Source organism: Photobacterium sp. 270122K, assembly GCF_059941365.1.
Map to the genome: position 1 here is coordinate 46,457 of NZ_JBPOEN010000010.1, position 12,596 is coordinate 59,052.

Genomic DNA, 12,596 nt, shown 5'->3' on the forward strand with positions numbered 1-12,596 from the left:
CCTGAAAGATCAGAAAGCTAATGATAGTCGACTTTTCATTTTATCGGTGAAAGAGTAAGGTAGGCAGACTCTGTTTATTGTGTACTTGTGATGCTTTTAAATGAATTAATGGCACGTCGTCAAGCGAGATGGCGTGTGGGTTTTCTTATTGCTGGGCTGCTCCTGCTCATTGCTGTGTTTTTATCTCTTTCTGTGGGTGAGCTGTTTATTTTGCCGTGGGCACCCTCAGGTGATTTGGAACAACAACTGCTCGTTCAGCTGCGCATGCCACGTTTATTCGCCGCATTAGCGATAGGGGCATCGCTCGCCGTCTCTGGTGCGGTATTACAAGTGCTGCTCGGTAACCCGCTCGCCGAGCCGGGCGTACTCGGCATTTCCGGTGGCGCCAGTCTTGCTTTAGTCATTGTTCTGTTTCTCTTGCCCATTGCGCCAAGTCCTATTGTTATGATGATTGCCGCCATGTTGGGGGCGCTTTGTTTTACCTTGATACTGGTGGGATTATCACGGCGGCGAAAAGTGTCTACGGCGCGATTATTACTGATCGGGGTGGCACTGGGCATTCTTTCGGGGGCTGTCGTGACGTGGGCGTTCTATTTCAGTGATGATTTGAATTTACGTATGCTGATGTATTGGCTCATGGGCAGTGTGGCGGGCGTGAGCTGGCAGCAGTTGGTGCTATTGCTGGTGGTGTCACCGGTATTGGTATGGCTGTGCTTACAAGGCAAAAAGCTTGATTTGCTCATGCTCGGTGAACAGCAAGCCAAACAACTTGGCTTAGATGTAGCGGCGTTTCGCTGGCGATTGATTTTCATTGTTTCATTACTTGTCGGGGCATCTGTGGCCTTGGGCGGCGTGATTGGTTTTATTGGGTTAGTGATCCCGCATTTACTGCGCCTCGCGTTAGGCACCGAAAACCGCTATTTATTACCCTTGTCAGCGTTGGTTGGGGCGTTGCTGCTGGCACTGGCCGATACCTTATCGCGCATTGTGTTGCCATCTGCCGAGTTGCCGGTAGGGGTCGTGATCACCAGTTTGGGCGCGCCAGTGTTTATCTGGATGCTGCTCCGTTCGCACATTGATTAACAGGCGGTTTTGATGACAGCTCTTTCTTCTTCTCAGCCGGTGTTGATCCGCGCACACAATTTGGCGATGCCACCGCGTTTATTGCCGTTGTCGTTTGATATTCATGGCGGCGAAATTGTTCATTTTATTGGCCCCAATGGCAGCGGGAAAAGTACCGCGATTTCCATGCTGTCGGGTTTGGTGGAGGCGCAGGGGAATGTGACTTTAGCGGGACGTCCATTGGCCGATTATGACTTATCGGACTTAGCGCGTTTACGCAGTTATTTATCCCAACAAGACCGACCTGCGTTTTCCGTGGGGGTGTACCATTACTTGTCACTATCGTTATCCGCCCTTGGGGTGTTACCCGATGACAAGGTACAAGCCGCGGTCGAAGAGGTGTGCGGCGCCTTGAAAATCATGGATAAACTCAGTCGCAATATTCAGCAGTTGTCGGGCGGGGAATGGCAGCGGGTCAGGCTTGCGGGGGCGTGTTTGCAAGTGTGGCCAACGTTAAACCCGGACGCGACGTTCTTGTTGCTCGATGAACCCGCTGCCGCGCTCGACATTGGCCAAGAGGCCACCATGTACAAGTTGATCCGCAATATCGCCTCACAAGGCATTGCCGTGATCATGGCTAACCATGATTTGAACCGCACGCTGCGCGAAGCAGATAAAGTGGTTTTATTGAATAACGGCAGTTGCGTGGCCCAAGGGGAACCACGTGACGTCATGACGGTTGAGCGGCTCGAAACCGTTTTTGCCACCCAAGTTCAGCGTATTGAGCACGACGGGCAATCATGCCTGCTCTTTACCGATTAAGGCGCAGACCTTAACACTCGTCAGTCACTAAAGGAGTCACTATGCAAACACCAAGTTGGGATCTGTCCATTGCGTACAACGGTATTGACGATCCAAAAATTGCGCAGGATCTTGCCGAAGTAGAACGTGCGTTGCCGACGCTGTCTGCGTATGCCCTTGATGATATCAGCGCACTGGCACAAGCGGTTAGCACGTATGAAAGCATCGACATTACACTGTACACCTTAGACACCTTCGCCAACTGTTTATTGTCGGTAGATGCATCTCACGTGAGCGCGAAAAAGCTGCAAGGTCGCGTAAATGTACTGTACTCCAAATTGGAACAAGCCATGACGCCATACGACCAAGCCATTGTTGGGCTGGATGAGGCGGCATTTGCTGAGTTGCTTACGCAAGGTATTGATTCATGGCTGTTCAGTTTTGAGCGTGATCGTTTATTGAAAAACCGTCAGCTTTCGGTTTCAGAAGAACAGCTGGTCACAGCGCTGTCGCAAGACGGTTTACTGGCATGGGGCCGTTTGTACGACAGCATTACCGGTAGCCTGAAAGTGACATTGGCAATGCCCGATGGCACAGAAGAGACCATGGGCTTATCCCAAGCGGCCAGTATTTTGTATGGTCCGGACAGCTTACGCCGTGAGCCAGCCTGGCGCGCCGTGGCACAGGCCATGACTACGCATGAAGAAAGCTTTGCCGCCATTTTGAATGCCATTGCAGGCAGCCGTTTGACCGAGTACGAAAAACGCAGTCACACAGAAGATGTGCATTTCTTGGATGCCAGCTTGCACGGTAGCTGCATTGAACAAACCACGCTCGACACCATGATGTCGGTGACAAAAGCGCAACGTGGAGTGGGTCAGAAGGCCGGTTTGTTGATGGCGAAACTGTTTGGTACCGACAAACTGAAGCCATGGGATGAGCAAGCATCCATGCCACCATTGGCAGGCGGGGAAGGGCAAACGTACAGCTTCGACGAAGGTATCGCTATCATTCGTGAAGCGTTCGCAGGTGTTGACCCTGAAATGGCCGAGTTTGTTGACTTAATGGTTGAGAAGCAGTGGATCGACGCGGCACCGCAACCGAACAAGCGTTTGGGCGCGTACTGCACCAAGTTCGCCAGCAGCCGTACCCCGTTAGTGTTCATGACATGGGGTGGCAGTATGTCAGACGTGCTGACACTGGCGCACGAGTTGGGTCATGCCTTCCATAACTGGGTGATGCGCGACATGCCGCTGATGCAGACTAAGTACCCGATGACTTTAGCCGAAACTGCCTCGATTTTCGCAGAGAACGTGGTACGCGACGCCTTGATGGCGAAAGCAGAAAACGAGCAAGACAAACTAACCATGTTCTGGGAAGAGGCACAAGCGGCATTGGCCTTGTTGGTTAACATTCCGGTGCGTTACGAATTCGAGAAAGCATTTTATGAGCAACGTCCAGACGGCGAGTTCACGGCCGATCAATTTAAAGCCTTGATGTCAGACACGTGGCGCGATTGGTACGGCGAAGCGATGGATGAAACCAGTGAAATGTTCTGGGCTAGCAAGCTGCATTTTAGTATTGCCGAAGTCAGCTTTTACAACTACCCGTACTTGTTTGGCTACCTGTTCAGCAAAGGTGTGTATGCTCAGCGCGACGCTAAAGGCGCCTCTTTCTATGAGGATTACAAAGCCTTGCTGCGTGATACCGGCTCGATGACCGCAGAAGAGGTCGTCGCGAAGCATCTGGGTATGGATATTCGCCAGCCTGACTTCTGGCAGCAAAGTATCGACATGGTCTCTCAGCAGATTGATGCCTTTGAGCAGTCACTGAAAGCACTGGGTAAATAACCCCAATTGTTCTCTTTGATAAAGCATAATGAAGCCTGACCTTGTGTCAGGCTTTTTTTGTACCCGCGGTTTTGTTTACTGAATGCTTGTAGGCCTAGCCATTGTGCTGTCACGCTTTATGAATAATTCTTGTTATAACAAAATGTTATACATCAAGGTGAATGTGATGTTGATTTTTGGTAACGCGAAGCGGTTAAAATGTGAACGGCCTCGGGTTTCCTCTGTATGTAGGATGAATGCCTTAATAATTAAATTGTTACTTTACTTCCACTTCAAGACATTCAATTCGATTTTGTAGCATGAACTCGTTCACAATTTCTCAAATTCTAATAATGAAGGGAAAGCAAAGTGACGAGTTTGATACGTGAAAAAGATCAGGCTGCACGGTTTATCTATCGCGCGACATTTGGCCCTAAGCCAGGGGATGTCCAGCGATTGGTTAACATGGGTGAAACCGCGTGGTTTGAAGAACAATTTAACCTCCCTCGCGTCAGCCAGCGTCAATTGACGGAGCAGTTTTCATATTCTAGCGGCGATAACATCAATGAAGTCTCTCGCATGAGTGCGTGGTGGAGTTGCGTGATTGAAGGGGACGATCAGTTGCGTCAACGTATGGCGTACGCACTGAGTCAGGTCGTGGTGGTGTCGCGCTTTGGCGGGCCCGATCCGCAAGCGCTGGCAGAATATTATGATCTACTGTTGGATCATGCCTTTAGCAACTTCCGTGATCTTCTGAAAGCCGTGACGCTCAGCCCGGCAATGGGCCGCTACCTGACCCTTGAAGGCAGCCGTAAAGCCAACCCAAGAAAGAACAGCTTCCCCGATGAAAACTATGCCCGTGAAGTCATGCAGCTCTTTAGCGTGGGGTTATGGCGTTTAGAGAATGACGGTATGGCCAGCCTTGATGTCAACGGCAATCGCATTCCTAACTACAGCCAAGAAGACGTGGAGCAACTTGCTCGCGTGCTTACTGGGTGGCGTCGCCGTAGCTACTTCCAACCGATGTATGCGGTCGCGAATCGCCACGATCATGATGAAAAAGTGGTACTCGGGCACGTATTCCCCGCTGGACAAACGGCTGAGCAAGATCTTGAACAAGCCATTGATATGCTGTTTGAGCACCGCAATACACCCATGTTTATTTCTAAATTGCTGATCCAGCGTTTAACCATGAGTAACCCACGCCGTGAATACGTCCGCCGTGTGGCCAATGTGTTTAAAAATAACGGTCAAGGTGTTCGTGGTGATCTGAAAGCCGTTCTAAAAGCCATTTTGTTGGATGATGATGTGCTGGCGGGACATGCAATGGCGGATTACCAGCAGCCGGGTAACGGTGCGCGTAACTTCGGTAAGGTGAAAGAGCCCGTGATCGCAATGGCGAATTTGGTGCGTGCGCTGCAACTGAAAAGTAACAATCCTTCGCGCTGGTGGGATTTCCCCGCTACGCAGGGCAACTTCGGTCAAGCCCCTCTACAGGCCACCAGCGTCTTTAACTTTTATGAGCCGGACTATGCCCCGAAAGGCGAGTTGACAGATAAGCAGTTGTACGGCCCAGAATTTGCCATTTTGTCGATGGACGTAGTACGCCGTATTTCTAACCGCATGTGGGCGGTTGTGGTTGCAGGTAATGAAGTGGAACCCAAGCGTTGGTCATGGGATCGTTCTGAATTTAAGCAAGCCGTGGCGGATCACGAAGGCTACATCGCCTTGGTGAACGAGCGTGTGTTTGCAGGCTTGATGTCACCGAAGCTGGCAGATTTCCTTCGCACCATGCTGGCTGAACTGACGGCGAAACGTTATGGGCCAGACAGACAAGTGCTCGATACGCTATTTGCTGTTCAATGTTCACCGGAATTTCGCTGCCAGGAGTAACCCATGAAACTATCAAGACGTACTTTTTTAAAGGGCTCGGCAGCATTGGGCGCGACATCTGCCGCGCCGTCACTGTCAGGCATCAACATGGCGCATGCTGCCGAAGAAGACTATAAAGCACTGGTGTGTGTGTTCCTGTTCGGGGGCAATGACGCCTACAATATGGTTATCCCAGACGATAATCAAGCGTACCGTGACTATGCGGCAGCGCGCCCGAGTTTGGCTATCGATCGTCAAACCATCGTGCCGTTAAACATCAAAACGAGCAACAACATCCCGCTGGGTCTGCATCCGTCGATGAAGAGCCTGCAGCCCATTTTTGCCACCGAGCAAAAAGCCACAGTTATTGTGAACTCTGGTCAGCTGGTAGAACCGATCATCGGTCGTAATCAGGATCTGGCGAATTACCCAGAGTTTCTGATGGCTCATAACCTGCAGCAAACCATGTGGCAGTCCGGTGCCGAGAACATGAATAATAAATTGGGCTGGGCGGGGCGCATGGTCGAAAACATGTACCTGCCGGGTAAACTGTCGCCATTGGTTTCCCTGTTTGGTGAGCAGAAGTGGTTGCGAAACAGCATCACAGAGCCGCTTGTGACGACCAGTGCCGGTGCGGGTAGCTATAGTGGTTTGGTGACCTCTGATCGCGTTGAAGCCATGATGCGTCATTTCAACACCCAATTTGTGAACCTGTTTGAAGATAACTATTCCACCACCATGGCGAATCGTTATTACGAGAATGCGCAGCTGGATGAAGCGTTAGCGTCTGTGGGTGATCTCACCGGTTTCCCTGACACGGGCTTAGGTGGCATGCTACACACCACCGCGAAAATGATCAAAGCGCGTCAGAACAATGCGATGGGGCACCGTCGTCAGGTGTTCTTCGTGGGGATAGGCGGGTTTGATACCCACAAAGATCAGCTAGGTGCGCACGCGGCATTGCTTGGTCAAGTGTCAGACGCCATGGCGGCGTTCTATCACGAAATGAAGCAGCAAGGGCTGTCTGATAACGTGACCACATTCACCATGTCTGATTTTGGTCGCCGTATCATGCCAAACGAAACCGGCACCGACCACGGTTGGGCGGGTCACCAAATCATTATGGGTGGCGCGGTGAAAGGCGGTCGTGCTTACGGTAAATGGCCGGATCTGAAGCCGGGCAGTGAGTATGACTACAAGAGTGGCCGTTTGATCCCAGAAATCGCGGCGGATCAGGTCAACGCCTCGCTCGCGGAATGGTTCGGCTATGATGCGCCGCTGGAAACGTTGTTCTCCTCACTGAATCAGTTTGAGCACAAAACCTTGCCATTTATGGTAGGCAGCATTGATCCCGAGCCGCCCGTTGACCCAGAACCTCCTGTGGATCCTGAGCCGCCAGTCGATCCGGAACCACCAGTGGACCCTGAGCCACCGGTAGAACCCCCAGTAGAGCCGGGCTATCCGAGCTATATGCCGGGTACGGCGTACAAGCCGGGTGATATTGTGTTGGGTAAAGACAACGCGCTGTATCAATGTAAACCATGGCCGTTTTCGGGTTGGTGTTCCAACGCGGGTTATGCCCCGGGAGACAGCCTGTACTGGGCTGATGCGTGGACAAAGCTGTGATCCAGCAAATAAGCTAGCCATGCATATACGTTAACATTTGTTATAACAGCATGATGTAGCAAGTCATTAAATGAAAAAGAAGGACGGTGAGTGATCACCGTCCTTTTTATTTCTATTTACGTTGTGTCTATATGGCAAGCTGAATTAGCTTATGACAACACCGATGCTCAGCATAATCATGATCATCAACGTCAACATACCAATCAGTGGACCAATGAAGCGTAACCACGTGGTGTAGGCGACACGGCCAATGGCAAGGCCGCCCATGACCACGCCTGAGGTTGGCGTCACAAGGTTTGGCAGGCCAGACGCTGACTGGAAGGCGGTCACGACTAAATCACGACCTACACCGGCAAAGTCTGCAAGTGGTGCCAGAATCGGCATCGACAGTACCGCGAGGCCAGATGATGACGGCACCACCAAGCACAGCACCGCTTCCACAAAGTAGATGGCATTGATAAAGGCGATTTCATTCAAGCCACCCAGTAGCCCCTCGGCGTAGTTCAAAATGGTATGGGTAATATTACCGTTATCCATCACCACCACCAGACCACGGGCAATCGCGATGATCAGTGCCACACCCAGCAAATCACGGGCACCATTGACGAAACTGTCGGTGATTTCCGCTTCAGACAAACGGCCAACAAAGCCAATCACGATGCTAGAACCAATAAACAGGGCAGACAATTCCGCCATCCACCAACCTTTGGCGGATACGCCCCACATCATGACCGCAAACGTTAGGGCGAAAATAGACAGAATGGCTTTGTGGGTGTTCGTTAGTGTCAGACTTGTTTGCGCCTTGCCGTGCAGGAAGTGCTTTACGTTATCTTCGCGCTGGTGGGCCACAATCGAGGTAGACGGATCACGCTTCACACGTTCTGCATAACGCATCACGTAGACCACACATAGCAACCAGCCCAGTGCCAAAATTACAGCGCGCAGAGCAAAGCCTTCCATGAAGTTGATTTCGGCCGCATTAGACGCAATCACGGTAGCAAACGGGTTGATGGTGGAACCTAGACAGCCAATACCCGCACCGACCATAATAATGGCCACACCGACCACGCTATCGTAGCCTGCGGCGATCATCACCGGGATCAGCAGGGCATAAAACGGAATGGTTTCTTCAGCCATGCCATACACGGTGCCGCCTAGCGCAAACAAGCCCATCAAAATCGGGATCATCCATTTTTCACGTCCCGCAAGGCGTTTCATGGTACCGGCGATGCCCGCATCAATCGCACCCGTTTCGGTGATCACTGCCAGAAAGCCGCCAATCACTAGCACAAACACCGCCACATCAATGGCGCGAGCGACGTATTCAGAAGGATCATAAAAGCCCTGAATAGGGGCCATAAGAATGTCGATGATACCTTGTGGATTCGCCTCGACGGTTTGGTACGAGCCAACAACCGGCACCATTTTGCCGAGTGTCGCGTGGGCTTCCATTTGGTACTGACCTGCGGGAATGACCCAAGTCAGGATCGCCATCAGCACCGTTAATAGCATCAAAATGGTATAGGCAGAGGGGAATTTAAATTTACTCATAATGCTTATCCTTAGACGCGGAGCGGTCAGGCTCCGCGTGTGTTATGCATATAACGGTTTATGCCACGAAATCGATAATTTCAGCTGGCGTCAGGTTATCCAATCCCATTTTTTTCAGAGTGCGGCCCGTGGTGAAATAGTCCGTGTCGTTGTAGGCATTATCGATATGCAAACATGACGTGATCATCGGGGTTTCAATGCCAGCAAGTTGTGCCATTTCGTAACACGGCACCAGTAGATAAGCCGCATCTTCAGTGATGTAGCGGTTACCGGCAGAGTTCGGTGCGCTGTTGAGCTTACCGTGGGTTTCTGAGGTACGATTAACCTCATACACTGACGGGCAATCCATCTCGTACAGGGCATTCATGGCGTCTAATTCTGGTTTTAGGGCTAAGCGCATAGCCTTGCCCACAGCAATGCGCTCATTTTCCATCACGGCGGCTGCGCGGGCGGTTGAGATTGAGCAGCAGTCCTTGTAGTAGTTGAATTGGCCGTCAAAGTTTTCCAGCAAGCCCATGTTCAATGTGGTCAATAGTGGGTGACCACCGAAGTTGATGTTTTCCAAACCGGCTTCAATCACATTGCTCAGCGGTGTCAGTGGCAATGGCATCACAGGCTGTAGGGCATCAATGGCCTGCTGGGTGCGATTGGCGGGAAAGGCAGCGACGGGCAGGAAGGCTTTCATGCCCAGAATCGCCAGTTGTGCAGGGCCGACAATGCGCGTTGCCCATGGAATCGAAATCGCGTCCACAAAGGTGATATCCAAATGGCCATAGCCTTGTTCATGTTTAATGCGGTTCAGTACCAATGAACCATAGTTACCCGGCATCAGCATGATGGTGTGACCGTCACGCAAGTGAGGCAGCATGTCGATAAACAGTGGTTCTTGCGCGAAAGATGGCACCGGTAATACCAATAAATCTGCGTAGTCCAACGTCTCTTTCAAATCGCGGCTGACTTTATCGATCGCCTGCTTGCCGGCGTATGTCAGTTCGACATCATTGAAGCTTGCTAGTGCTTCAATACCGCCATGTTGTTCAATGTCCGTTAGTGGCTGATCAAAGCCGGTTGCCCCGTATAAACACACACTCGCGCCGTGTAAGGTGAAGTGGTAAGCCGCTGTTAAACCTGCATTACCTGATCCGATAACAGAAACACGCGTTGACATAATTATTCCTTTTTATATTGAGTGTTGGGTTGCACTCAGAGTAAGGAGTCAAGGCGCTTCTAGACCAATGATGAAGCAACAAACAGCCATGCAAAAAAGTTATACTGGCTGTTTGTGTTTAATTTAACTCTATAATTATTAACGGTTATTTATATGTTGCGTACCGTGGCTTAGTCTCGGGTGAACTGTGATGGCGCGCAGTGTGCTACACATTCATCGTGTGAGTTATTCATTCAGATTACGAATAGGGCCAAGTGTTAGGGTTATATTCAAGTTATCGGCCAGCAGCATAAAGTGTTCGATAAAGCGTTCGGCATGACGGTGAATCGGTTTGAGCGCCGGATAGAGAATGTCGAACTCAAACGGTAAGCTGAACATGAGCGGGCGCATCACCACTTGTGGGTGTTCACTGTCGATGGCGGCAGTGAAGGGGTCGGTAATGGCAATGCCGACGCCTTCGCGTACCAGTGCGGCAGCGGTACTGGCCAGCGACACTTCAACTTGTTCAATAGTGGAAAGCCCATAGCGGCGAAGTAAGGTGTCAATTTTGCATTGAGTTGCGTCTTTCTCGTGACGGATCAGCACTTGATTGGCGATGTCATGAATATCGATTTCTGCCAAGGCAGCTAACGGCGAAGTAACCGGAATAAGACAGACACACTCGCAAGACACGCGCTGCGCATGTACGCCTGCCACAGGGCTATCAACGAAAGCAAAGCCAATGTCAGTGGTCTGGCTTTGTACATGCCGGATCACTTCTTCGGAACGATACGTTTTCAAGCCGATTTTGAGTTTCGTGGCCTGTTGCAGAAAGTTCGCCAGCACGCGGGGTAGGTAGGTGTTTGACAATAAAGGCATCGCGGCGATATTCAGGCTGCCAAAATGGCGAGAACGAATAGAGAGTGCAGCCTGATCTAAGCCGGAAACCGCATCAAACACTTTGGTGACTTCAAGATAGAAGGCTTGCCCTTCATCACTCAAAATAAGGCGATTCCCTTTACGGATAAACAATTTGAAGCGCAGGCGTTCTTCCAGCCCAGAGAGAAGGCGACTGACAGCAGGTTGACTTAAATTAAGGCGTTCAGCTGCTGCGGTGATAGTTTGGCATTCGATAATGGCTTTAAAAGCATTAAGTTGTGAGAGTTTCATTGAGGCTAAAATAGAGTGATCATGTTGCCAATTTAACGGATTGACAGGGGGATTGCGCGGTAGCACTGACGGTTTCGTGAGGCGGAAAAGTCGTGCGATAGCAGAAACGTGAGCGAGGCTGCGTATCGGTAAAATGCTTGGTGAGTATATTTTATCGTGTCGATAAATAACGCAAATGGTGATTTTTTCATAGAATAATAGACTAGCGCCTTTCCCTTTTCGGCAGTTAGACTTATGCAGTGTGCTTTCTATAATCAGCAGCAGTGCCAATCTTGTGAATACAGTGGCATTTCCTATCCGCAGCAAATCGCGCAAAAAGACGAAGCCTTAAAAGCATTATTTAACGATCGTATGCCGGAACAATGGCTCCCCGCGGTGACTAGCGACGAAACCGCCTGCCGCAATAAAGCCAAGATGGTGGTATTGGGGGCTGCCCATGCGCCGATTTTGGGTGCCGATAGTCAAAAAGACGGCCAAAGTGAGCCGGTTAGCTTGGTAAATTGCCCGTTGTATACGGAAGACATGCAGGCGCTGTTGGCGTACCTACAAGATTGGATCCGCATTGCCGGTATTCCGCCATACAACAAGAATAAGAAAAAAGGCGAACTGAAATATATTTTGCTGACCCGCAGCGCGCACCACGGTGAGTTTATGCTGCGTTTTGTGATGCGCAGTCGCGATGCCGTTGCGCGTATCGAAAACAACCTAGAACGACTATTAACCGCCTTCCCAAGCATTAAAGTGGTCTCTGTGAACCTGCAACCGGTACACATGGCACGTTTGGAAGGGGACGAAGAATTCTTCCTGACGGACTCCCACTCACTGATTGAGCAGTTCAACGATGTGCCGATGGTGATCCGTCCGAAGAGCTTCTTCCAGACCAACCCAAAAGTGGCGGCGCAATTGTATGCGACGGCTCGTGAGTGGGTACGTGACATTGCCCCTGATAAAATGTGGGACTTGTTCTGTGGTGTCGGTGGTTTTGCGTTGCATTGTGCCAGTGAACACACCGCGGTAACCGGTATCGAAATTGAACCCGAAGCGATTGCCAGCGCCAAGCGTTCAGCAGAGGCGATGGGCATCACCAATCTGGATTTTGATGCACTGGATTCCGCCAAGTTTTCGCTGATGCACAACAGTGCCCCTGAGTTGGTGCTGGTTAACCCGCCACGCCGTGGTTTGGGCAACGCGTTGACAGAACAGCTGGTGGAACTGGCACCGAAACACATCATCTATTCAAGCTGTAACCCGCACACGTTGAAAGCAGATTTGGACGGCATGCCAAACTACCACGCCAAGCGTCTGCAGTGGTTTGATATGTTCCCGCATACCGAACACGCTGAAGTGATGGTATTGCTTGAGCATAAGGACGATCACAAAAGCTGATCACATTAGCTGATCACAAAAACTGATCGTCTTTACTGCTAACGCTCATGCACCGCTTTACGGCTTCATCGCTGCCATTATTGCTACTATATAGGATCGGTACGCGGTGAAGCCGTTTTGCTATGCGGCACCCTGTATCTCTCATCGCCTGC

At 50.8% G+C, this 12,596-nt stretch carries 9 protein-coding genes; 6 read left to right on the forward strand and 3 right to left on the reverse strand.

The features are described from left to right. Positions 1-90 precede the first annotated feature (90 nt). From btuC to ACSF8W_RS17605, 5 genes are all read left to right on the forward strand, one after another. On the forward strand, positions 91-1,083 hold the full coding sequence (gene btuC / locus ACSF8W_RS17585; protein WP_500848610.1) for a vitamin B12 ABC transporter permease BtuC: 993 nt from the start codon (positions 91-93) through the stop codon (positions 1,081-1,083). A gap of 12 nt (positions 1,084-1,095) precedes the next feature. Then, complete coding sequence (gene btuD, locus ACSF8W_RS17590; protein ID WP_500848470.1) at positions 1,096-1,884, forward strand: vitamin B12 ABC transporter ATP-binding protein BtuD; 789 nt, start codon at positions 1,096-1,098, stop codon at positions 1,882-1,884. Between the two features lie 41 nt (positions 1,885-1,925). Further along, the gene (locus ACSF8W_RS17595) at positions 1,926-3,713 is read left to right on the forward strand and encodes a M3 family oligoendopeptidase (RefSeq protein ID WP_500848471.1); all 1,788 of its coding nucleotides are present in this window, start codon (positions 1,926-1,928) and stop codon (positions 3,711-3,713) included. A gap of 348 nt (positions 3,714-4,061) precedes the next feature. Next, positions 4,062-5,585 (forward strand): DUF1800 domain-containing protein, encoded by a 1,524-nt coding sequence (locus tag ACSF8W_RS17600; RefSeq protein ID WP_500848472.1) that lies wholly within the window; start codon positions 4,062-4,064, stop codon positions 5,583-5,585. A 3-nt stretch (positions 5,586-5,588) separates the two neighbouring features. Next, positions 5,589-7,190, forward strand: a complete 1,602-nt coding sequence (locus ACSF8W_RS17605) for a DUF1501 domain-containing protein (RefSeq protein WP_500848473.1) — start codon at positions 5,589-5,591, stop codon at positions 7,188-7,190. Positions 7,191-7,334: 144 nt separating this feature from the next. Here ACSF8W_RS17605 and ACSF8W_RS17610 read toward each other — a convergent pair whose 3' ends face one another. From ACSF8W_RS17610 to ACSF8W_RS17620, 3 genes are all read right to left on the reverse strand, one after another. After that, positions 7,335-8,741 (reverse strand): YfcC family protein, encoded by a 1,407-nt coding sequence (locus tag ACSF8W_RS17610; RefSeq protein WP_500848474.1) that lies wholly within the window; start codon positions 8,739-8,741, stop codon positions 7,335-7,337. A 58-nt stretch (positions 8,742-8,799) separates the two neighbouring features. Next, complete coding sequence (locus ACSF8W_RS17615; protein WP_500848475.1) at positions 8,800-9,909, reverse strand: NAD/NADP octopine/nopaline dehydrogenase family protein; 1,110 nt, start codon at positions 9,907-9,909, stop codon at positions 8,800-8,802. A gap of 225 nt (positions 9,910-10,134) precedes the next feature. After that, positions 10,135-11,058, reverse strand: coding sequence for a LysR family transcriptional regulator (locus tag ACSF8W_RS17620; RefSeq protein ID WP_500848476.1), 924 nt, complete (start codon positions 11,056-11,058; stop codon positions 10,135-10,137). 234 nt (positions 11,059-11,292) lie between these two features. On the opposite strand from ACSF8W_RS17620, the gene rlmC reads away from it, so the two are divergent. Then, positions 11,293-12,444 carry a 23S rRNA (uracil(747)-C(5))-methyltransferase RlmC gene (gene rlmC, locus ACSF8W_RS17625; RefSeq protein ID WP_500848477.1) on the forward strand — a complete coding sequence of 384 codons (1,152 nt, stop codon included), beginning with the start codon at positions 11,293-11,295 and terminating at the stop codon, positions 12,442-12,444. Positions 12,445-12,596 lie beyond the last annotated feature (152 nt).

Bases quoted from the DNA above. Each gene is read 5' to 3' on its own strand.
- btuC (WP_500848610.1), top strand. From the start codon at position 91: ATGCTTTTAAATGAATTAATGGCACGTCGTCAAGCGAGATGGCGTGTG.
- ACSF8W_RS17620 (WP_500848476.1), bottom strand. From the start codon at position 11,058: ATGAAACTCTCACAACTTAATGCTTTTAAAGCCATTATCGAATGCCAA.
- ACSF8W_RS17605 (WP_500848473.1), top strand. From the start codon at position 5,589: ATGAAACTATCAAGACGTACTTTTTTAAAGGGCTCGGCAGCATTGGGC.
- btuD (WP_500848470.1), top strand. From the start codon at position 1,096: ATGACAGCTCTTTCTTCTTCTCAGCCGGTGTTGATCCGCGCACACAAT.
- rlmC (WP_500848477.1), top strand. From the start codon at position 11,293: ATGCAGTGTGCTTTCTATAATCAGCAGCAGTGCCAATCTTGTGAATAC.
- ACSF8W_RS17610 (WP_500848474.1), bottom strand. From the start codon at position 8,741: ATGAGTAAATTTAAATTCCCCTCTGCCTATACCATTTTGATGCTATTA.
- ACSF8W_RS17595 (WP_500848471.1), top strand. From the start codon at position 1,926: ATGCAAACACCAAGTTGGGATCTGTCCATTGCGTACAACGGTATTGAC.
- ACSF8W_RS17615 (WP_500848475.1), bottom strand. From the start codon at position 9,909: ATGTCAACGCGTGTTTCTGTTATCGGATCAGGTAATGCAGGTTTAACA.